The sequence below is a fragment of the Streptomyces sp. MP131-18 genome (assembly GCF_001984575.1).
Taxonomy (GTDB): Bacteria; Actinomycetota; Actinomycetes; order Streptomycetales; family Streptomycetaceae; genus Streptomyces; species Streptomyces johnsoniae.
The window spans coordinates 6,503,764-6,524,207 of record NZ_LZNS01000001.1 but is presented as its reverse complement, the minus strand read 5'-3'; the positions used below and the strand labels follow the sequence as shown (position 1 = coordinate 6,524,207).

The following is a 20,444-nucleotide window of genomic DNA, read 5'->3' as shown; positions in this document are numbered from 1 at the left end:
GTGCGAGAGGGACGTCCCGGTCAGGGCCGCTTGGCGGACGCGGCCTCGTCCGCGCCGGCTCCCGCGTCCTTCTGCTCCGCGCGCTTCTCCGCGTCCGCGTCCTTCTTCTCGTCCGCGTCCTTCTTCTCGTCCGCGTCCTTCTTCTCGTCCGCCTCGTTCTCCGCGTCCGCCTGCGGCTCCTCGGCGCCGGCCGCCGCACCGTCGGCGCCGTCCGGTCCTGCCGCGCCGTCCGGCTCGACCCGCTCCTCGCGGCCCGGGCTGCGCCGGGCGGACAGCACCAGGTAGGCGACGGCGGCGAGGAAGACCACGATGGAGGTCCAGTTGTTCAGCCGCAGCCCGAGGAACTCGTTCGCCTCGTCGATCCGCAGGTACTCGATCCAGAAACGGCCGGCCGTGTACGCGGCCACGTAGAGCGCGAACGCCCGGCCGTGCCCCAGCCGGAACCGGCGGTCCGCCCAGATCACCAGAACGCCGACGCCCAGGCACCACAGCGACTCGTACAGGAAGGTGGGGTGGAACGTGCCGCTGTCCAGACCGTTGTCGATCTCCACGGCCCACGGCACGTCCGTGGCCTTGCCGTACAGCTCCTGGTTGAACCAGTTGCCCCAGCGCCCGATCGCCTGCGCGAAGGCGATGCCGGGGGCGATCGCGTCCGCCATCGGCGGCAGCGCGATGCCCCGCCGCCGGCAGGCGATCCACGCGCCCAGCGCACCGCCGGCGATGGCACCCCAGATGCCGATGCCGCCGTCCCAGATCTTGAACGCGTCGACCCAGTCGCGGCCCTCGTCGAAGTAGAGCTGGTAGTCGGTCACGACGTGGTAAATCCGCGCGCCCACCAGACCGAACGGCACGGCCCACACGGCGATGTCGGCGACCGTTCCCGGATTGCCGCCGCGCTGGACCCAGCGGCGACCGCCGAGCCAGATGGCGAGGAAGACACCGATGATGATGCATAGCGCGTACCCGCGGAGCGGCAGCGGTCCGAGGTGGATCTCGCTCTCGCTGGGGCTGGGGATAGAGGCAAGGATCTCCATGGTGGTCCAGACGCTACCCTGCCCGCCCCGCGGGACGGAATCCGCCGGGCGCGTCGGCCGCCGTGTCAGGCGTCAGTTGCCCGATCCGGCGGCCTCCTCCACTCTCTCCCGCAGCCGCTCGGGGGTCAGCGGGTCCTCCGAGTCGCCGTAGATGTTCTCACCGTCGAGCAGCACGGTCGGCGTGGCGTTGAAGTCCGCGTCGAGGAACCCGGCGTTGGAGCTGCTGACCCACTCGTCGTGCGTGCCGTCCTGGACGCAGGAGCGGAACGACTCGGTGTCGAGCCCCTCGACGTCCTCGGCGAGGCCGATCAGGCGTGCCTTGTCGCCGAACGTGTCGTCGCGCTCGGCCGGCTGGTTCTCGAACAGCACGTCGTGGTACTCGGAGAACTTGCCCTCGTCCCGGGCGCACAGCGCGGCGTTCGCGGCGAACTTGGAGCCGTTGCCCCCCATGTTCCCGTCGATGATGGTGACGAGGTGGTAGTCGACCTGGAGCTTCCCCTCCTCCGTCAGGTCCCGGATGGTGTCCCGGAACCCGTTCTCGAACTGGCCGCAGGCCGGGCAGCGGAAGTCCTCGTACACGGCGAGGGTGGCCGGGGCCGAGGACCGGCCCACGGTGACGGGCTCGGTGCCCGGAACGTCGTCGCCCTCGCCACCGCCGTTCGCGGCGATGACGCCGATCCCCGCGGCAATGGCGAGGACGACGACGGCGATCCCGCCGACCTTGACCGTCCGCTTCCTGCGCTCGGCCGCCTTCTCCCGTTCCCGCTCCTCGCGCAGCCGTTCGCGGGCGCTGCGCTTCCCCTCACGATTCCGTTCGCTCACGTCCTGAGCCAACGAACCCGGCCAGGACAGGACACGCCCCGCGCGCGGATCTGACGAAGCGGTGACATCCGCCCGCAGACGAGCCGTTTGCGGTCCCGGCGCGCCTAGCGTGAGGCGGGTGATCGCTCGCAAGACCGCGCTCGACCTGCTCGCCGCGGCCCTGGCCGTACTGCTCTTCGCGACGGCGGCCGTCGTCGGGGCCGCCATCAACGACGACGACGTGCTGACGCTGAAATGGCCGCCGATGTTCGCCCGCTGGGAGCCGCACGTGGGTCCCGGCACGCCCGCGGCCCTCATCGTCGCGGGCCTGGTGCTCCTGTACGGGCCGCACGTCGCCCGGCGGCTGCCCTGGCGGTGGCTGCCGCTCGCGGCCTGGGGCGCGTCGATGGCCTGGGTGTGGTCGCTCGCGCTGATCGACGGCTGGCGGCGGGGCGTAGCACGCAGGCTGGCCTACGGGCACGAGTACCTGACGGCGCTGGACGACATCGACGGCATCGGGCACTTCCTGCGCACGTTCACCGACCACATTCCGCTGGAGTCGCAGGACAACTGGCCCGCGCACGTCGCCGGACACCCGCCGGCCGCCACGCTGACGTTCGTGCTGCTCGACCGGGTGGGCCTGGGCGGCGGGGCCTGGGCCGCGGCGTTCTGCATCACGGCCGCGGCCAGCGCCGCCGCCGCCGTGCTGATCGCCGTGCGCACGCTCGCGGACGAGGAGACGGCCCGGCGGGCCGCGCCGTTCCTGGTGCTCGCCCCGGCCGCGGTGTGGCTCGGGGTCTCCGCGGACGGCTGGTTCACGGCCGTCGCGGCCTGGGCGCTGGCGCTGCTCGCACTCGCCGCGACCCGAGCGGTGCGGGCCCCGTGGGCGGCGGCGCTCGGCGCCGGGGTGCTGTCCGGGCTGCTGCTCTACCTGTCCTACGGCCTGGTGCTGATGGGCGTGGTGGCCGTCGCGGTCCTGCTGCTCGCGCGGTCGTGGCGCCCGCTGCCGTGGCTGCTGCTGGGGATCGTGCCGTGGGTGGTGGGATTCACCGCGGCCGGGTTCTGGTGGTACGACGGCTACGACATCCTCGTGGACCGCTACTACGCGGGCTCGGGCGGGCACCGGCCCTACGGCTACTTCATCTGGGCGAACCTGGCGGTCCAGGTGGCGTCCGTCGGCCTCGCCACCGCCGCCGGCCTGCGCCGGGCAGGGGAACGGCCCTGGCGGACGTCCGGGCCCCGGCGGGCGCTTGTGGTGCTGGTGGGGGCGGCCCTGGCGGCGATGCTGCTGGCCGACGTGTCCGGCATGAGCAAGGCGGAGACCGAACGGATCTGGCTGCCGTTCGCCGTCTGGCTGCTGCCCGCCGCGGCGCTGCTGCCCGAACGGCACGCGCGCTGGTGGCTGGCCGCACAGGCCCTGGTGGCCCTGACCGTCAACCATCTGTGGATGACCCGCTGGTGAGGTGAGTACGCGTGCGGACCTTCATACCGTTCCGTGGCCGGCTGCACGACGCCCGCACGGCCACGGCCGTCGGCCGGTGGCTGGGTGCCGGTGTGCTGGTGTGCTTCCTGACCGGCCTGATCAGCCACGGCCTCCAGACCCCGCCCGGCTGGCTCGCGCCGCACCTGCCGGCCAGGCCCGTGTGGGGCTACCGCGTCACGCAGGGCCTGCACGTGGCCACCGGGATCGCGCTGGTGCCGCTGCTCCTGGCCAAGCTGTGGACGGTGTACCCGCGGCTGTACGTCCGCCCGCCGGTGCGGTCGGTCCGGCACGCGCTGGAGCGCGCGTCGATCGCGGTGCTGGTGGCCGCCGCGCTGCTCGAAGTCGCCCTGGGGCTGGCCAACATCGCGCAGTGGTACCCGTGGCCGTTCGGCTTCAAGCGCGTGCACTGGGCGCTGGCCTGGGTGCTGTGCGGGGCCCTGCTGCTGCACGTGGCGGTGAAGGCGCCGCAGATCGCCGCCCACTGGCGGCGGCCCGCGCCGGGCACGGACCCCGACGCGGGCGAACGGCGGTCGCTGCTGCTCGGGGTGGGCGCGGCGGTGGGCGCGGTGACGCTGGTGACGGCGGGGCAGTCGCTGACGCCGCTGCGTGCCACGACCCTGCTGGCGCCGCGCCGCCCGGACGGGACGGCGCAGGGCCTGCCGGTGAACCGCACGGCCGCCGAGGCCGGAGTGGCGCACGTCAGCGGTGCGGCGTGGCGGCTCCAGGTCACCGGGCCGCGCCCGTTCCACCTGTCGCTCGCCGAGCTGCGCGCGCTGCCACGGCACCGGGCGCGGCTGCCGATCGCCTGTGTGGAGGGCTGGAGCGCGTCGGCGTGGTGGGAAGGGGTGCGGCTGGCGGACCTGCTGGACCGGGCGGGGGCGCCCGAGGACGCGTTCGTGCGGGTGGTGTCGTTGCAGAAGAGAGGCGGGTACCGCGTGATGGAGATGGGGCCGCACTACGCGCGCGATCCGCTCACGCTGCTCGCGCTGCGGCTGAACGGGGAGGTGCTGTCGCCCGACCACGGCTTCCCGGCGCGGATCATCGCGCCGAACCGGCCGGGGGTGTGGCAGACCAAATGGGTGCGGCTCATCGAGGTGCTGCGGTGAGGGCGGCGCGCCTGGTCCTCGGGGCGGCCGGGCTGCTGCTGCTCGCGGCCGGGGTGCGGTTGCTGATCACGGGCAGCCCCGCGGACGCGCCGCGGCAGGTCGCGGTGTGGCTGGCCGGCGCGGTGGTGCTGCACGACCTGGCGCTCGCGCCGCTGGTCCTGGCCGCGGGCCTCGTGGTGCGCCGGCTGCCCGCCCGCCGCGCGGTGCGCGGCGGGCTGATCGTTGCGGGCTGCCTGACCCTGGTCGCGCTCCCGCCGCTGCTGCGGCCGGGCGAGCCGCGCAACGCGACGGCGCTGCCGCTGGACTACGGCCGCAATCTGGTACTGCTGCTCGCGGCGACGGCCCTGGCAACGGCCGCGGCGGCGGCCTGGCGCCGCGCCCGCCGCCCGGGACCGGGAAGCCCCGGCGCCTGACCGTCCCGCATACGGGGCTCACGCACCGCGGGTGTTCGGGGGCGCCGCCACCGAACATCCGGCGGCACGGTCCCCGGCCGGGGCTCCTGCCGTCCCGTGCGCTGTGATCCGGTTGCTCGGGGCGCCGCCCCGTCGCTGTCTGCCGCGAGCCATCGCCGGGCGTGCCGCCCGAATGCGCGACCGACTCGGTGGGAAGCACCATGCGCGGCACCGCCCGGCCCCGCCCGGCAAACCCCGCGCGGGAAGCGCTCGGCGCTCAGCGGCGGAGGGCCACGAACGTCCGGCCGTGGAGTGTCCAGCGGACCACCGGCGTCCAGCCGGCGGACTCCGCGTCGGCGCACAGGGCCGGGGGGCCGATGCGGGCCCAGGGGAACGCGGGCCCGAGGGGGCCGTTGCCGTTGTCGAGGCGCACCTCGAAGCGTTCGTCGACGTCTCCGGGCGCGGTCTCGGCGAGCAGCAGCCCGCCGGGGGCGGTCAGGCGGCGGATGCGGTGCAGGAGCGCGGCCGGGTCGCCGCCGATCCCTATGTTGCCGTCCATCAGCAGGACGCTCCCCCACCGGCCCTCGGCCGGGATGTCCTGGAACACCGAGCGCAGCAGGGCCGTTCCGCCGCCGCTGCGGGTGCGGGCGACGGCCGCGGGCGAGGTGTCGATGCCGAGCGCGGGGCGCGCGGCGCGGGCCAGTGCGGTGACCATGCGGCCGGGCCCGCAGCCGATGTCCAGGACGCTGCCGGTGCAGCGGCGCAGGACGGTGCGGTCGGCCGCGTCGGGGCCTGCGCACCAGCGTTCGACGTCGAGACGGAGGCGGCGTCCGTCGGCGCGGCGCAGGAACAGCGGGCCGCGGCCGGTGCGCAGGGCCCAGGCGTAGGCGTCACCGGTCCAGGTCACGAGGCGACGCCGGTGCCGAGGGCGTGCCACGCGGCGGCGAACCGGCCGCCGGGCGCCTCGTGGGCGACCCGTTCCGCGTCCGCGGCGCTGTCCACGTCGCGCAGGACGGGCAGTTCTTGCACGTCGAGGCCCGCCTCGGTCAGCCGCCGGTGCTGGGCGCGGCCGGTCAGCGGCGTGGACATGGGCACGCCGCGCACGAGCGCCGGGCGCGGCTCCGCCATGCCCAGCGCCCAGAACCCGCCGTCCGCCGCGGGCCCGAACCAGGCGCGGCGCCGCGGCCAGCCGCCGGGCGGCGCGGTGGCGGGGCCCAGCAGCGCGGGGGTGAGCTGGGGGGTGTCCATGCCGACGAGCAGCGTGGGGCCCGCACAGTGCGCGAACGCGGCGGCGATGCGTTCGTCGAGGCCCCCGTCGCACTGCGGGACGACGTCGAAGCCGGGCGGCAGCCAGCGGCCGGTGCGCCCGGCCAGGACCAGCAGCCGGCGCCTGGCGGGCACACGCAGCAGGGTGCGCAGGGTGTCGGCGAGCGCGGCCTCGGCGAGCCGGGCGGCCTGGGCTGGGGTGCAGGGCGGGGTGAGGCGCGTCTTGACGCGGCCGGGTACCGGCTCCTTGGCGATGACGACGAGGGTCGTGGGCCCTTCCGGCGGGCGCGCGGTCATTTCAGCACCGCCCGCATGTCGGTGACGGCCTGCCAGGTGCCGCGCCAGGTGCCGGTCACTTTCGAACGGCCGGTGCGCGGCCGGTAGGCGACGTCCGTCTCCTCGATGTGCCAGCCCGCCTCGGCGGCCAGGACGACCATCTGCAAGGGGTATCCGCTGCGCCGGTCGGTGAGGTCAAGACCGAGGAGGCCGGTGCGGCGCGCGACGCGCATCGGGCCGAGGTCGCGCAGCCGAACGCCGGTGCGGGTGCGCACCATGCGGGACAGGGCGCGGTTGCCCGCCCTGGCGTGGAGCGGCCAGGCGCCGCGCGCGGTGGGGCGCCGGCGGGCCAGCACCAGGTCGGCCGTCCCGGCAACGACGGGCGCCGCGACGCGCGGCAGTTCGGCCGGATCGAGGGAGGCGTCGCAGTCGCAGAACGCGACCAGGTCGCCGGTGGCGGCGAGGAGCCCGGCGTGGCAGGCGGCGCCGAAGCCGCGGCGCGGTTCGTGGACGACCCGTGCGCCGAGCCGTCCGGCCAGGTCGGCGGAGCCGTCGGTCGATCCGTTGTCCACGACGACGGCCCGCCAGCCGTCGGGGACCCGGCCCAGTACCCAGGGCAGTGCTTCGGCTTCGTTCAGGCAGGGCAGCACCAGATCGCCCCGCGTCGGTGGAGAGGTGGTCACGCTCCTTACCCTACGGAGACAACTGGTACATATCAGGGCACTGCTCCTTACGAAACCCTGACGTCGCTCCGTTTCCGCCGACGGCGCCCGGCCGATGGCCGCGCGCCGGTGTGAGACTCGGGGGCATGCAACAGCCGCGCCCGCAGCACCATGTCCTGGTCGTCGACGACGACCCGACCGTCACCGAGGTCGTGGCCGGCTACCTGGACCGGGCCGGCTTCACCGTCGACCGCGCCGCGGACGGCCGCGACGCCCTGGCGCGGGCCGCCGCGCACCCGCCCGACCTCGTCGTCCTCGACCTGATGCTGCCCGGCCTCGACGGGCTGGCGGTCTGCGCGCGACTGCGCGAGGCCGGCCCGGTGCCGGTGGTGATGCTGACCGCGCGCGGCGACGAGGAGGACCGCATCCTCGGACTCGAGGTCGGCGCGGACGACTACGTGACCAAGCCGTTCAGCCCCCGTGAACTGGTGCTGCGCGTCTCGTCCGTGCTGCGCCGGGCCGCCGGGGGCCCGGCGCCCGGCGGGGGCGCACTGTTGCGCGGCGGGGGCGTCGTGCTCGACCCGGCGGCGCGCACCGCGCAGGACGCGCGGGGCCCGCTGCGGCTGACGCTGCGCGAGTTCGACCTGCTGGCGCACTTCCTGCGCCACCCCGGGCGGGCGTTCAGCCGCGAGGAGCTGATGGCGACGGTGTGGGGCTGGGACTTCGGGGACCTGTCAACCGTCACCGTGCACGTGCGGCGGCTGCGGCACAAGGTGGAGAACGACCCGGCGCAGCCCCGGCTGATCACCACGGTCTGGGGCGTCGGCTACCGGTTCGACGGCGGTTGAGGGCGACCGGCATGGGAATGGCTCAACTGCTGCGCGATCTGCCGCTGATCGCGCTGTACGCGGCGGCCGGTGCGGCCGCCGCCGGGGTGGCGGGCGCGCTGGTGCTTGCGGCGGTCAGGCGCCGTTCCGTGGCGGTGTCGCTCGCGGTGCTGATCGGCGTGACGGTCGGCGCGCTGCTGGCCGGGACGCTGTCGGTGGCGTGGGCGATGTTCCTGTCCGCGCACGACCTGGCCGTCGTCGTCACCGTCGGCCTGACCGGCGCCCTGGCCGCGACCGCCACCGCGCTGCTGCTCGGCCGCTGGGTGATCGGCGCGCACCGGGCGCTCGAACGTTCCGCGCACGCCCTCGGGGAGGGCGGGGCGTTCGCGCCGCCCGCCGGGCCGATGCCCGCGGAACTGGCCTCGCTCGCCCACCGGCTGGCCGAGGCGGACGCGCGCCTCGCGGCGTCGCGGGAGCGCGAACGGGCCCTGGAGACCTCCCGCCGCGAGCTGGTCGCCTGGATCTCCCACGACCTGCGCTCCCCGCTCGCCGGGCTGCGGGCGATGGCCGAGGCCCTGGAGGACGGCATCGCCGAGGACCCCGCCCGCTACCACCGGCAGATCCGCGGCGAGGTGGAACGGCTCGGCTCGATGGTCGGCGACCTCTTCGAACTCTCCCGTATCCAGGCCGGTTCGCTGGCCCTGACCCCGACCCGGATATCCGTGTACGACCTGGTCAGCGACGCCATCGCCGGCGCCGACCCGCTGGCCGGCGAACGCGGCGTACTGCTCGCGAACGACGGCGTGGCGCCGCTGCCGGTGGAGGTGGACGGCAAGGAGATGAGCCGCGTGCTGGCCAACCTGCTGGTCAACGCGATCCGGCACACTCCGGCGGACGGCACGGTGGCCGTGTCCGCCGCCCGCCACGCTGACTCGGTGGTGCTCTCGGTCACCGACGGCTGCGGCGGCATCCCCACGGAGGACCTGCCCCGCGTGTTCGACACCGGCTGGCGCGGCACCGACGCCCGCACCCCGCCCGCGGGCGCCGGGCTCGGCCTGGCGATCGTGCGCGGCATCGTCGAGGCCCACGCGGGCAGCACCCGCGTGCGCAACGTACCGGGCGGCTGCCGCTTCGAGGTGATCCTGCCGGCGGGGGAGCGAACGGGCGGGTAGCCCGTAGGGTGCCCGGGTGCTGAACGTCTCGCTCGACGCCATCGAACAAGCCGCCCGGGTGATCGATCCGGCGTTCCTCGACACCCCGGAGATCGAGCTGTGGCCCGGGCTGACGTTGAAACTGGAGACCCTGAACCCGGTCCGCTCCTTCAAGGGCCGCGGCGGCGACTGGCTGGCCGCGCGCTGCGGCGCCGCCGAAACCCTGGTCTGCGCCTCCGCGGGCAACCTCGGCCAGGGCCTGGCCCACGGCGCGCGCCGCCACGGCCTCGAGCTGCACGTCCTGGCCGCGCGCACCGCCAACCCGGCCGAGCTGCGCCGCCTCGGCGAGCTGGGCGCGCGGCTGACGCCGGTGGACGGCGATGCCGACGAGGCCGCGGCGCGGGCGGCCGCGCTGGCGGCGGAGCACGGCTGGCGGCTGGTCGGGGCAGGACCGGAGCCCGCGCTCGCCGAGGGCGCGGCGACCATCGCCGTCGAACTCGCCCGCCGGCACGGCCGCGCTCTGCACACCGTGGTGGTGCCGGTCGGCAACGGCTCGCTGGCCTGCGGCGTCGGCACCTGGCTGCGCGCCGTCAGCCCCGGCACCCGGCTGGTCGGGGTCGGCTCGACCGCCTCCAGGGCCACGCACGACGCCTGGTGCACAGGCGTGGCCGAGCCCGGGCCGCCGTTCCACACCGCCGCCCCCGGCCTCGGCGTGCGGGTGCCTGAGCCGGACGCGGTCGCGCGTTTGCGTCAGGTCGTGGACGAGTTCGTGCTCGTGGAGGAGGACCAGCTGCTCGACGCGGCGAAACTGCTGTGGAACAACCGCGGCGTGCTGACGGAGCCGTCGGGCGCCGCCGCCGCGGCGGCCGTGATCCAGCGGCCCGACCTGGCCGGTGACGGCGTGACCGCGCTCGTCCTCACCGGCGCCAACGCCTCGGGCGACGTCCTGCTGCGCACCCTGCACGGCGACCCGCCCTGAGCGCGCGGGCGCCCCGGTCCCCGCGCCCCGGTCCCCGCGCCCCGGTCCCCTCGCCCCGGCCTCAGCGCGCCGGCACGCCGCCCAGCGGGGCGTTCGCGAACCGGGCCATGCCCGCCTCGAAACCGACCCGCGGGCGCCAGCCGAGCTCAGCGCGCAGCCGCGACGAGTCCGCCACGACGTGCCGCACGTCCCCCAGCCGGTACTCGCCGGTGACGACCGGCTCGGGGCCGCCGTGCGCCGCGGCGAGCGCCCGTGCCATCTCGCCGACGGTGTGCGGCTCGCCGCTGCCGGTGTTGAACGCGCGGAGTGTCCCGGGCGGGCCCGCGGGCAGCGCGGCCAGCGCCGTCACGTTTGCCGCCGCGACGTCCTCGACGTGGACGAAGTCCCGCAGCTGCCCGCCGTCCTCGAAGACCCGCGGCGGCCGGCCCGCCGCGAGCGCGGACCTGAAGAGAGCGGCCACCCCGGCGTACGGGGTGTCGCGCGGCATGCCGTCGCCGTACACGTTGTGGTAGCGGAGCGCGATCGCCCGACCGCCGGTCGAGCGGGCCCAGGCGGCGGCCAGATGTTCCTGCGTCAGCTTCGTGGTGGCGTACACGTTCCGCGGGTCGGGCGGCGCGTCCTCCGCCACCCGCCCGGGCACGAGCGGTTCGCCGCACCGCGGGCACGGCGGCTCGAAGCGGCCCGCGTCGAGCTGTTCCGGCGTGCGCGGCCCGGGGCGGACCCGGCCGTGGCGCGGGCAGTCGTAGCGGCCCTCGCCGTACACGACCATCGAGCCGGCCAGCAGCAGGTCCCGCACCCCGGCCGCCGCCATCGCCGACAGCAGGACCGCCGTGCCCAGGTCGTTGACCCCGACGTAGTCCGTCGCGTCCGCGAAGCCCTTCCCGAGCCCCACCATCGCCGCCTGGTGGCACACCGCGTCCGCCCCGGCCAGGGCGCGGGCCACGGCCTGCGCGTCGCGGATGTCGGCCTGCTCCCAGGGAACGGCGGCCCCGGGCGGCCGGATGTCGAGGACCGCTGCCTCGTGTCCCGCCGCCAGCAGTTCCGCAACGATGTGCGAGCCGATGAAGCCGGCTCCTCCGGTGACCAGTACGCGCATGCCAGCACGCTAGCCACGCGGGCGGCGCCGGGGGAGCAGGCGTGGCCCGGCGTCAGCGTTCCGTAAGATCCGCGGGCGACTGCTCCCACGGCACGCTGAGCCACGGGCTCTCCGGATCGGTGCTCAGGATCTGGTGCACGGCCACCATGTCCGTGTACCAGTCGCCGAACTCCTCGCTGTCGAAGTGCAGGCAGCGGCCCAGCACGAAGCCGATGGCGAACTCGGCCCACGAGCGGTACACCTGCCGGCTGGCCTCTCCCGCCCGCAGCAGCGCCCGTTCGCTCTCCTGCCGCTCGGCGTAGCGCGCCCCCAGGCCCCAGCGCGCCATACAGGAGGCCCGGCCGAAGTCCCAGGCGAGCACCGAACGCACGCACATGTCGCCGTGCAGCAGCCCGTCGGCGCGGAACCGCGCCTCGTAGCGCAGGATGCGGCCGATGAGGTCCTGCACCAGGGCGATGTCCGCGTCGAGGTCGAACTCCGGCGGCTTGCCGGTCTGGTCCACGACCTCCGCGGTCCTGGACACCAGCACGCGTTCCGCCGTCTCCCGCCACCGCACCGCGTCGGGCGGCACGCCGTACTCCTGCACCAGCGCCTGGCGGACACGCAGCGCGAACTCCCAGGCCGGGGAGACGACATCGCCGCGCAGCAGCTGCTCGACGATCTCCAGCCACCCCGCCCGCCCGGTCACGCCCCACCAGCGCTTCAGCAGCTCCTTCTCCTCGGTGTAGCCGCCCCACTGCCAGCCGAGGTGATTCCAGATGGCGCCGTTGTTGACCATCAGCATCGCGCCGCAGGCCATGCCGTGCGCGAGCGAGCCGTGCCGGTGGCCGGTCCACAGCGTCTTCAGCCGGTGCTCGGGCACCGAGTGCTTGCCGTGCTTCTTCCACCGCTTGGGGTCCGCGGGGAGGAACGCCTCGGCGGGCGTGCCCGGGTTGACCGCCAGCCAGCGGACCGTCTTGGGCCACACCTTGGCGAGGGACGCCAGGTCGCTGCGCTCGAAGACCTGGTCCCCGGACGGCGGCGTGAGCAGCCCGCGGGTGAAGACGGCCAGGGCGAGCCCGTCGAACTTCGGGTCCCGGAACGGCCGGAACGGGATGGTGCCGGGCACCGCGTCCATCAGCTCGCGCGACATGGGAAAGTACAGGTCCGTGCCGGCCAGCACGTCGAAGAACGCCGGCCAGTCTCCCCCGAGCCCCGCCTGGTACAGCTGATGTTCGACCACCGTCGGCGGCTCCCACGGCGCGTGGTCCGCCTCCCCCTGATTCCCCATGCGCTCGACTGTATCGGGGAACGGCCCCCGGCCGGCACACGGGCCGGGGGCCGGAAACGCGCCGGTAACGCGCCGGTCAGGTCCGGCAGCGGACGCCCTGAACCAGGTCCTGGGCCAGGGAACGCAGCTCCCGCAGGGCCGCGCCCTCGTCGTCGGCGTGGTCCAGGACCCGCCGCACGAACGCCGAGCCGACGATCACGCCGTCGGCGAACGCGGCGACCTCCGAAGCCTGCACCGCGTTCGACACCCCGAGGCCGACGCACACCGGCAGCTCGGTCGTGGCCCGGATGCGGCGCACCAGATCGGCCGCGTCACGGCTGACGGACTCCCTCGTCCCGGTCACGCCCATCAGCGACGCCGCGTACACGAAGCCGCTGCCCACGTCCGTGATCCCCGCGATGCGCGCGTCCCTGCTGCTGGGCGCCACCACGAAGACAGTCGCGAGACCGTGCCGTTCGGCCGCCTTGCGCCACGGCTCGGACTCCTCGAGCGGCAGGTCCGGCAGGATGCAGCCGGCACCGCCCGCCTCGGCCAGCTCGGCGGCGAACCGCTCGGGACCGTAGCGGTCCACCGGATTCCAGTAGGTCATGCACAGCACGGGAACGCCGGTCGCCGCGTGCACCTCCCGGACCGTGCGCAGCACGCCGGCGATGCGGATACCGCCGCGCAGCGCGATGTCGTCCGCGGTCTGGATCACCGGGCCGTCCAGGACCGGGTCGCTGTGCGGCAGGCCGATCTCGACGATGTCGCAGCCGCCCTCCACCATGGCGGTCACCGCCCGGATGCCGCTCTCCAGCGCGGGGAACCCGGCCGGGTAGTAGCCGATGAGGGCGGCGCGCCCCTCGCGCCGGGTGGCGGCGAGCGCCTCGCTCAGCGCCTGTGCCTTGCCGCTCACTTCGCGTCCCCCTCGCCGTCGTAGAGCCCGAAGTACCGGGCGGCGGTGTCCATGTCCTTGTCGCCGCGGCCCGAGAGGTTGACCAGGATCAGCCCGTCCTCGCCCAGCTCGCGGCCGAGGTCGAGGGCACCGGCCAGCGCATGGGCGCTTTCGATGGCCGGGATGATCCCCTCCGCGCGGGACAGCAGCCGCAGCGCCTGCATCGCCTGCTCGTCCGTGACCGGCCGGTACTCGCCGCGGCCCGCGTCCTTCAGGTAGGCGTGCTCGGGGCCGATGCCCGGGTAGTCCAGGCCCGCGGAGATCGAGTAGGGCTCGGTGATCTGGCCCTCCTCGTCCTGGAGCACGTAGGACCTGGAGCCGTGCAGGATGCCGGGCTCGCCCGCCGTGAGGGTCGCGGCGTGCTCGCCGGACTCGACGCCGTGGCCCGCCGCCTCGCAGCCCACCAGCCGGACGTCGGCGTCGGGGATGAAGGCGTGGAAGAGGCCGATGGCGTTGGAGCCGCCGCCGACACAGGCGACGACCGCGTCGGGCAGCCGCCCGGCGCGCTCCTGGATCTGGCGCCGCGCCTCGACGCCGATGACGCGGTGGAAGTCGCGGACCAGGGTGGGGAACGGGTGGGGGCCCGCGACGGTCCCGAAGAGGTAGTGGGTGTGCCCGACGTTGGCGACCCAGTCGCGGAACGCCTCGTTGATGGCGTCCTTCAGGGTGCGGCTGCCGGAGGAGACGGGCACGACCTCGGCGCCGAGCATCCGCATGCGCGCCACGTTCAGCGCCTGGCGCTCGGTGTCGATCTCGCCCATGTAGATGGTGCAGTCCAGGCCGAACAGGGCGCAGGCGGTGGCGGTGGCCACGCCGTGCTGGCCCGCGCCGGTCTCGGCGATGACGCGGGTCTTGCCCATGCGGCGGGTGAGGAGTGCCTGCCCCAGCACATTGTTGATCTTGTGGGAGCCGGTGTGGTTGAGGTCCTCGCGCTTGAGGAAGACGCGGGCGCCGCCGGCCCTGGCGGCGAACCGCGGCACCTCGGTCAGCGGGCTCGGCCGGCCGGTGTAGTGGACGAGCAGCTCGTCCAGCTCGGCGGCGAATGCGGGATCGTCCTTCGCCTTCTCGTACTCGGCGGCGACCTCTTCCACCGCGGCCCGCAGGGCCTCGGGGATGAAGGTCCCACCGTAGTCGCCGAAGTAGCCCCCGGGGCCGGGAACCCGGCCCTCGGGGTCGGGAAAGAAGTGTTCAACAGGCATGCGGACGGAGCCTCCTGGCAGAGTGGCACGAATGCGACGACGCGGATGAATGCGGACGAACGGGGCTGTCCCGGCGGCACGCCGGACCGCCTGCGGTCCTCCGCCCGGCGGCCGGCCGCGGGAGCCGCGGGCCGCGCGTCAGGCGGCGCGCCGCGGCGCGGCGACGGTGACCGGGCAGGGCCGGGCGGTGCCCCCGGCGGCCTCATGCCATCGGCGGCCGTTGATCTGGCCGGGCTCGCAGCCGATGTGATAGCGGACCCGCCGCCCCAGCACGCGCCGCGCCGGGGCCCGGCACCCGCGGGGGCGGGTGCCGCGGGCCGGGTCGCGGTCGGCGGTGAGCGGAGCGGGCACCGGCGTCAGCGCCCCTGCCGCAGCGCGGGGTGGGCGCCCGCGGCGACCAGGTCGGCCACGGCGGACCGCGGATCGCCGCCGGTCACCAGGGACTCGCCCACCAGCACGGCGTCGGCGCCGTCGTTGGCGTAGGCGATCAGATCGTGCGGGCCGCGCACGCCGGACTCGGCGACCTTGACGATGTGGTCGGGGACCTCGGGTGCGACGCGCGCGAAGGTGGACCGGTCGACCTCCAGGGTCTTCAGATCCCGCGCATTGATCCCGATGATCTTCGCCCCCGCGTCGAGCGCCCGCTCGGCCTCCTCCTCGTCGTGCGCCTCGACGAGCGGGGTGAGCCCGATGGACTCGGCCCGCTCCACCAGCGACACCAGGGCCTCCTGCTCCAGGGCCGCCACGATCAGCAGCACCAGGTCGGCGCCGTGCGCCCGCGCCTCCCACAACTGGTAGGCGGTGACGACGAAGTCCTTGCGCAGCACGGGAACGTCGACCCGGGCCCGGACGGCGGCCAGGTCCTCCAGCGAGCCGCCGAAGCGGCGCCGCTCGGTCAGCACGGAAATCGCCGCGGCGCCGCCCGCCTCGTAGTCGGCGGCAAGACCGGCCGGGTCGGCAATGGCGGCCAGCGCCCCCTTGGAGGGGCTCGACCTCTTGACCTCGCAGATCACCGTGACGCTGTCGCCCTTGAGGGCGGCCACCCCGTCCTTGGCCTGCGGGGCCCTGGCCGCGGCGGCCTTCAGGTCGTCGAGGCTGACGCGTGCCTGCCGCTCGGCCAGGTCGGCGCGGACTCCGTCGATGATCTCGTCGAGCACACTCACGCGACTGGCCCCTTCCTGTCGGTCAAACACTTCGATGGTATCGGGCGGCAGGCGGAGGGTTCGCATCCGCCTGTGACGCCTTGCTCAGGACACGTCAGGGCACCAGGGTGGCGCCCACGGGCAGATTCCGCAGGAGCGTGAACACGAAGACAGCAGCGCCCAGCGCCAGGCCGTGCGCCGCCCGGGGGACCCACCGGGATCCTGCGCTTCCGCGCAGCGCCCCGGCCAACCGGACGAAGAGGACCACGGCGGCGACGGCGCAGCCCGCCACCGCCAGGGCGTTGGCCTTGAGCGCGGCAACCGGGTCGCCGTGCGCAAGGGCGTGCGCGCTGCGCAGCCCGCCGCAGCCGGGACAGTGCAGGCCGGTGAGGGACAGCACGGGGCAGGCCGGGTAATGGCCCGGCTGATTAGGGTCGACGAGGGCCACGTAGCAGAACGCGGCGGCGGCCGCCGCGAGGACGGCCAGGGGCGCGCCGGCCGCGGCCGGCGGGCGGAGGCGGATGGGCACGCGACCAGCATCGGGGCGCGCCCGCGCCGGCGCAAAACGGCCGGGCGCGCGGCGCGCCGCGCGCCCGGCCGCAGCCGGGGTCCGGCCGTCAGCTGCTGACGGCGGCCTGCTCCTGCTCCCCGGTGGCCGGGGCGGGCACGGTCGCCGCGGCCGCACCGCTGCCGGCTGCGGTGGTGGTCGGCCTGGCCGGTGCCGGGGCCTGGCCGAGGCCCATCGCGCGCATCACCAGACCGACGACGCCGCCGAGCGCGACGACGACGGCGCCGGCGAGCACGCCGAGCGGCTCGGCCATCACCGTGTAGGCGCTGCCGATGGAGAAGCCGACGAAGATGATGAGGACGGCCGTCCAGGCCGCAGGGCTGTTTCCGTGGTGATAGTGGCGGCCCGCCATGTGCTGCTCCTCGTGGTCAGGATCGTGGGTGCGTTCCCTCGGTGCGCCCGCCTGCCATTGTGGCAGGCGGCTCGGACAACCCGGCGAACGGGCCCGGCCAGGCCGGACCTACGTCGGGTCCTCGCCGCGGTCGAGGGCGCGCCATATGTCCTCGGGCCGGTCGGAGCCGCTCTCCTCGCGCCGCGGGGCGCGGCGGGCGGCCCGCTCGTACCTGCCGGACATCGCGGGCCACTGCCGGCCGTAGCTGAGGGCCAGCAGCCCCGCGCACAGCAGCAGCAGCCCGCCGAACGCGGAGAACCACGGCCACCCGGTGTGGCCGACACCGGTGACGGCGGCCTCGGCCAGGCCCATCGTCTCGGCCGCGCGGTCCTCCAGGGCCGCGGTGTCGCTCGCGCCGATCAGGGCGGCGCCGATGGCGCCCGCACCGCTGAGGGCGAGCAGGGAGGCGACGACGACGCGGCCGGTGCGGCGGACCGCGAACACCGCGACCAGCGCGGCGAGTCCGACCAGCGCCAGGGCGCTCGGCAGTCCCGACACGTCGCTGCCGCTCGCGGTCACGGGCAGCTCGGCGCCCGCCACGGCGGCCTCGGCCTCGCCCCAGGTCTGCCCGGCGGAGACGAGGACGATGGCGGCCCCGGCCGCGCCGCTGAGCAGCGCGGCGCCGAGCGAACGGCGCGTCGCGCTGGTGCTGCTGCCGGCGGCGGGGTCACGCTTCACTCTTCCACGCTACCGTGCAGCTTCCCCGCGGTGGCGACCGCCCTGAGAACGGCCGCCGCCTTGTTTCCGCACTCGGTGTCCTCGGCGACGGGGTCGGAGTCGGCGACGACACCCGCACCTGCCTGGACGTAGGCGGTGCCGTCACGCAGCAGGGCGGTGCGGATGGCGATGGCGGTGTCGGCGTTCCCCGCGAAGTCGAGGTAGCCGACGCAGCCGCCGTAGATGCCGCGCCGGGTGGGCTCGATCTCCTCGATGATCTGGAGCGCGCGTGGCTTGGGCGCCCCGGACAGCGTTCCGGCGGGGAAGCAGGCGGTCAGCGCGTCGAACGCGGTACGCCCTTCGGCGAGGCGGCCGGTGACGGTGGACACGATGTGCATGACGTGGCTGTAGCGCTCCACCGACATGAAGTCGACGACCTCGACGGAGCCGGGGGCGCAGACCCGGCCCAGGTCGTTGCGGCCGAGGTCGACGAGCATCAGGTGCTCGGCGCGCTCCTTGGGGTCGGCCAGCAGCTCCTCGCCGAGGGTCGCGTCCTGCCGCGGGGTGGTGCCGCGCGGCCTGGTGCCGGCGATGGGGTGCAGCATGGCCCGGCCGTCCTCGACCTTCACCAGCGCCTCGGGGCTGGAGCCGACCACGTCGAACGGCCCGTCCTCGCCCTCGAACCTGAACAGGTACATGTACGGGCTCGGGTTGGTGGTCCGCAGCACCCGGTAGACGTCGAGGGCGCTCGCGGGGCAGGGCGTCTCGAAGCGCTGCGAGGGCACGACCTGGAACGCGTCGCCCGCGCGGATGTACTCCTTCACGGTCTCCACGGCCCGCTGGTAGTCGGGACCGCCCCAGGGGACGGTGTGCGGCGGCAGCTCGGAGGCGGGCAGCGCGACGGCGGCCGAGGGCGCGGGGTCGGCCAGGCGCGCGGTCATCCGGTCGAGGCGGCGCACGGCGTCGGCGTACGCCTCGTCGGCCCCCGTCTCCAGATCGTTGTGGTTTATGGCGTTGGCGATCAGCAGCACCGTGCCGTCGCGGTGGTCGACGACGGCCAGGTCGGAGGTGAGGAGCATGGTCAGCTCGGGCAGCCGCAGGTCGTCGCGGGCGCTGTCGCCGACCGATTCGAGGCGGCGGACGACGTCGTAGCCGAGGTAGCCGACCATGCCGCCGGTGAACGGCGGCAGCTGCGGGTCGTGCGGGGTGTGCAGGACCTCGATGGTCTCGCGCAGGACCTCCAGCGGATCGCCGTCCACGGGCACGGACACCGGCGGCGTGCCCAGCCAGTGTGTCCGCCCCTCGCGCACGGTCAGGGTGGCCATGCTGGAGACGCCGATGAAGGAGTAACGGGACCAGGTGCGCCCGTTCTCCGCGGATTCCAGCAGGAAGGTGCCGGGGCGCTCGGCGGCCAGCTTGCGGTAGAGCGCGATCGGGGTGTCGCCGTCGGCGAGGAGGCGACGGGTGACCGGAATGACGCGGCGCTCCTTGGCGAGTGCCCGGAAACGGTCGAGGTCTGGCGTCGTCATGGCCGCTGAGCCTACTGCTCCATCAGGGGGAGCCGGCCGGCGTCGAAGCAGGTGCGGTCACCGGTATGACAAGCGCCACCGACCTGGTCGACCTGGACGAGAACGGTGTCGCCGTCGCAGTCGAGGGAGACGGCCTTCACGTGCTGGACATGCCCCGAGGTGTCGCCCTTGACCCAGTACTCGCGGCGGCTGCGGCTCCAGTAGGTGCAGCGGCCGGTGGTCAGCGTCCGGCGCAGCGCCTCGTCGTCCATCCAGCCGAGCATCAGCACCTCCCCGGTGTCGTACTGCTGGGCGATGGCGGCGACCAGGCCGTCGGCGGTGCGCTTGAGGCGGTCGGCGATGGCCGGGTCGAGGGACGGCGGGATGCGGGACATGGCTCCATTCTGCCGCGCCGCACGCGGTGAGCGTGGCCCGCTGCGGAAGGCGGGCGATTAGGGTGGATGCATGTCAACCCATGCCAAGCGTGAACGTCTGCTGCTCGCGGATCTGTTGGAGTCCGCGGGCCCCGAGGCTCCCACCCTGTGCGAGGGGTGGACGGCCCGTGACCTGGCCGCGCACCTGGTGGTGCGCGAGCGCCGCGCGGACGCGGCGGGGGGCATCCTCATCAAGCCCCTGGCGGCCCGGTCCGAGCGCGTGCGGAACGAGTTCGCGGCCCGGCCGTACGACGAGCTGATCCAGCTGATCAGGACAGGACCGCCGCGGGTCTCGCCGTTCTCCCTGAAACAGATCGACGAGGCGGCGAACACGGTGGAGTTCTACGTCCACGCCGAGGACATCAGGCGCGCGCAGCCCGAGTGGACGCCGCGCCCGCTGGACGGGGTGTTCGCGGAGGCGCTGTGGAAGCGTCTGGAGACGGCGGGCCGGATCATGGGCCGCCGCAGCCCGGCCGGTCTCGTGCTGCGCCGGCCCAACGGGCAGACGGTGGTGGCCCACAAGGGCGCGCCGGTGGTGACGGTCACCGGGGAGCCGGGCGAGCTGCTGCTGTTCGCGTCGGGGCGCCAGGAGGCGGCGCGGGTCGAGGTGGAGGGCGAGCCGGAGGCGGTCGCCAAGGTACGGCAGGCGAAGCTTGGCTTCGGCTGAGCCGCGCGATGCCGCGCTCGAACTGGAGGTCACGCGGGTACGGGCCCGGAGCGCACGGGAGTTGCCCACCCGTCCGGGTGAGCCGGCGGGAGTGTGCGGCGTGAGCGCCGGGCGCGCGGAGGGGATCGTCGTCGACGAGGGCGTCACGTTCCCCGTTGTGGGCCCTGGGCAGTCGTGGGTCGTGGGCGCGGTGATCCTGAACGGGCGCGGCGAGGTGTTCGCGCAGTTCCGGTCCGCGGCGAGGCGGCTGTTCCCCAGCACGTGGGACCTCGTCGGCGGGCACGTCGAGCCGGGTGAGTCGCTGCTGGACACGCTGGTGCGCGAGGTGACGGAGGAGACCGGCTGGCGGGTGCGGCGCGTCCGCAGGTTCCTCGGCGTGCTGACCTGGGAGGGCGACGACGGCCTTGGCGTGCGGCACGAGGCGGACTACGTCGTGGACGTGGCGGGCGATCTGGACGCGCCCGCGCTGGAGTGGGCCAAACATCCGCGCTACGGCTGGTTCGGCCCGGCCGACCTGGAGCGGCTGAAGGAGAACCGGCTGCCCGCCGACCAGTTGGTGTACGACGTGGCGGCGCGGGCGCTCGGTCTCGCCCCCGGCTGA

Annotated in this window: 24 protein-coding genes; 8 read left to right on the top strand and 16 right to left on the bottom strand. The window is 74.9% G+C overall.

The window, feature by feature from the left end; all coding sequences use genetic code 11:
- Positions 1-20: 20 nt before the first annotated feature.
- Positions 21-1,034 (bottom strand): prolipoprotein diacylglyceryl transferase, encoded by a 1,014-nt coding sequence (lgt, locus tag STBA_RS29120; protein WP_077062043.1) that lies wholly within the window; start codon positions 1,032-1,034, stop codon positions 21-23.
- A 72-nt stretch (positions 1,035-1,106) separates the two neighbouring features.
- The gene (locus tag STBA_RS29115) at positions 1,107-1,856 is read right to left on the bottom strand and encodes a thioredoxin domain-containing protein (RefSeq protein ID WP_077062042.1); all 750 of its coding nucleotides are present in this window, start codon (positions 1,854-1,856) and stop codon (positions 1,107-1,109) included.
- A gap of 118 nt (positions 1,857-1,974) precedes the next feature.
- On the opposite strand from STBA_RS29115, the gene STBA_RS29110 reads away from it, so the two are divergent.
- The 3 genes from STBA_RS29110 to STBA_RS29100 are packed head-to-tail and all read left to right on the top strand — an operon-like array spanning position 1,975 to position 4,837.
- A complete protein-coding gene (locus STBA_RS29110; RefSeq protein ID WP_366510907.1) occupies positions 1,975-3,297 on the top strand; it encodes a hypothetical protein in 1,323 nt (440 codons plus the stop codon).
- Between the two features lie 11 nt (positions 3,298-3,308).
- Positions 3,309-4,424: a molybdopterin-dependent oxidoreductase gene (locus tag STBA_RS29105; protein ID WP_077062040.1), complete on the top strand. Its 1,116-nt coding sequence runs from the start codon at positions 3,309-3,311 to the stop codon at positions 4,422-4,424.
- Positions 4,421-4,837, top strand: a complete 417-nt coding sequence (locus STBA_RS29100; RefSeq protein ID WP_077062039.1) for a hypothetical protein — start codon at positions 4,421-4,423, stop codon at positions 4,835-4,837. The genes STBA_RS29105 and STBA_RS29100 overlap by 4 nt, the downstream gene beginning before the upstream one ends.
- A gap of 256 nt (positions 4,838-5,093) precedes the next feature.
- On the opposite strand, the gene STBA_RS36845 is transcribed toward STBA_RS29100, so the two are convergent.
- From STBA_RS36845 to STBA_RS29090, 3 genes are read right to left on the bottom strand one after another with little or no spacing between them, the layout of a single operon-like run.
- Positions 5,094-5,723 carry a methyltransferase domain-containing protein gene (locus tag STBA_RS36845; protein ID WP_253195078.1) on the bottom strand — a complete coding sequence of 210 codons (630 nt, stop codon included), beginning with the start codon at positions 5,721-5,723 and terminating at the stop codon, positions 5,094-5,096.
- Complete coding sequence (locus STBA_RS36840; protein WP_107485132.1) at positions 5,720-6,379, bottom strand: DUF2064 domain-containing protein; 660 nt, start codon at positions 6,377-6,379, stop codon at positions 5,720-5,722. Before STBA_RS36840 ends, STBA_RS36845 begins: the two co-directional genes overlap by 4 nt.
- Positions 6,376-7,041: a glycosyltransferase family 2 protein gene (locus STBA_RS29090; RefSeq protein WP_077062037.1), complete on the bottom strand. Its 666-nt coding sequence runs from the start codon at positions 7,039-7,041 to the stop codon at positions 6,376-6,378. The genes STBA_RS36840 and STBA_RS29090 overlap by 4 nt, the downstream gene beginning before the upstream one ends.
- Before the next feature lie 125 nt (positions 7,042-7,166).
- Here STBA_RS29090 and STBA_RS29085 point away from each other — a divergent pair, with 125 nt between their 5' ends.
- Genes STBA_RS29085 through STBA_RS29075 form a run of 3 tightly spaced genes read left to right on the top strand, consistent with a single transcriptional unit; the run spans position 7,167 to position 9,977 of the window.
- On the top strand, positions 7,167-7,868 hold the full coding sequence (locus STBA_RS29085) for a response regulator transcription factor (protein ID WP_077062036.1): 702 nt from the start codon (positions 7,167-7,169) through the stop codon (positions 7,866-7,868).
- Positions 7,869-7,897: 29 nt separating this feature from the next.
- Entirely contained in the window at positions 7,898-9,019 is a 1,122-nt protein-coding gene (locus STBA_RS29080) for a HAMP domain-containing sensor histidine kinase (RefSeq protein WP_077063682.1), read from the top strand.
- A gap of 16 nt (positions 9,020-9,035) precedes the next feature.
- Positions 9,036-9,977, top strand: coding sequence for a PLP-dependent lyase/thiolase (locus STBA_RS29075; RefSeq protein WP_079252222.1), 942 nt, complete (start codon positions 9,036-9,038; stop codon positions 9,975-9,977).
- A 61-nt stretch (positions 9,978-10,038) separates the two neighbouring features.
- On the opposite strand, the gene STBA_RS29070 is transcribed toward STBA_RS29075, so the two are convergent.
- From STBA_RS29070 to hisI, 11 genes are all read right to left on the bottom strand, one after another.
- Positions 10,039-11,073: an NAD-dependent epimerase/dehydratase family protein gene (locus tag STBA_RS29070; RefSeq protein ID WP_077062035.1), complete on the bottom strand. Its 1,035-nt coding sequence runs from the start codon at positions 11,071-11,073 to the stop codon at positions 10,039-10,041.
- 52 nt (positions 11,074-11,125) lie between these two features.
- Positions 11,126-12,343 carry a DUF1266 domain-containing protein gene (locus tag STBA_RS29065; RefSeq protein WP_077062034.1) on the bottom strand — a complete coding sequence of 406 codons (1,218 nt, stop codon included), beginning with the start codon at positions 12,341-12,343 and terminating at the stop codon, positions 11,126-11,128.
- Positions 12,344-12,419: 76 nt separating this feature from the next.
- Positions 12,420-13,238, bottom strand: a complete 819-nt coding sequence (trpA, locus tag STBA_RS29060) for a tryptophan synthase subunit alpha (RefSeq protein ID WP_077062033.1) — start codon at positions 13,236-13,238, stop codon at positions 12,420-12,422.
- Positions 13,235-14,476: a tryptophan synthase subunit beta gene (gene trpB, locus STBA_RS29055; protein WP_077062032.1), complete on the bottom strand. Its 1,242-nt coding sequence runs from the start codon at positions 14,474-14,476 to the stop codon at positions 13,235-13,237. The genes trpA and trpB overlap by 4 nt, the downstream gene beginning before the upstream one ends.
- A 138-nt stretch (positions 14,477-14,614) precedes the next feature.
- Positions 14,615-14,836, bottom strand: a complete 222-nt coding sequence (locus STBA_RS29050) for a hypothetical protein (RefSeq protein ID WP_077063680.1) — start codon at positions 14,834-14,836, stop codon at positions 14,615-14,617.
- Complete coding sequence (gene trpC / locus STBA_RS29045; protein ID WP_077062031.1) at positions 14,833-15,639, bottom strand: indole-3-glycerol phosphate synthase TrpC; 807 nt, start codon at positions 15,637-15,639, stop codon at positions 14,833-14,835. Before trpC ends, STBA_RS29050 begins: the two co-directional genes overlap by 4 nt.
- 94 nt (positions 15,640-15,733) lie before the next feature.
- Positions 15,734-16,147: a DUF2752 domain-containing protein gene (locus STBA_RS29040; RefSeq protein WP_077062030.1), complete on the bottom strand. Its 414-nt coding sequence runs from the start codon at positions 16,145-16,147 to the stop codon at positions 15,734-15,736.
- An 88-nt stretch (positions 16,148-16,235) separates the two neighbouring features.
- On the bottom strand, positions 16,236-16,538 hold the full coding sequence (locus tag STBA_RS38445) for an HGxxPAAW family protein (protein WP_077062029.1): 303 nt from the start codon (positions 16,536-16,538) through the stop codon (positions 16,236-16,238).
- 108 nt (positions 16,539-16,646) lie between these two features.
- Positions 16,647-17,255 carry a TIGR02234 family membrane protein gene (locus STBA_RS29030; RefSeq protein WP_077062028.1) on the bottom strand — a complete coding sequence of 203 codons (609 nt, stop codon included), beginning with the start codon at positions 17,253-17,255 and terminating at the stop codon, positions 16,647-16,649.
- Positions 17,252-18,763 (bottom strand): anthranilate synthase component I, encoded by a 1,512-nt coding sequence (locus tag STBA_RS29025; protein WP_077062027.1) that lies wholly within the window; start codon positions 18,761-18,763, stop codon positions 17,252-17,254. The genes STBA_RS29030 and STBA_RS29025 overlap by 4 nt, the downstream gene beginning before the upstream one ends.
- 11 nt (positions 18,764-18,774) lie before the next feature.
- Positions 18,775-19,137 (bottom strand): phosphoribosyl-AMP cyclohydrolase, encoded by a 363-nt coding sequence (gene hisI, locus STBA_RS29020; RefSeq protein ID WP_077062026.1) that lies wholly within the window; start codon positions 19,135-19,137, stop codon positions 18,775-18,777.
- A 70-nt stretch (positions 19,138-19,207) separates the two neighbouring features.
- Here hisI and STBA_RS29015 point away from each other — a divergent pair, with 70 nt between their 5' ends.
- Entirely contained in the window at positions 19,208-19,843 is a 636-nt protein-coding gene (locus STBA_RS29015) for a TIGR03085 family metal-binding protein (RefSeq protein WP_077062025.1), read from the top strand.
- Positions 19,844-19,943: 100 nt separating this feature from the next.
- A complete protein-coding gene (locus tag STBA_RS29010; RefSeq protein WP_077062024.1) occupies positions 19,944-20,444 on the top strand; it encodes an NUDIX domain-containing protein in 501 nt (166 codons plus the stop codon).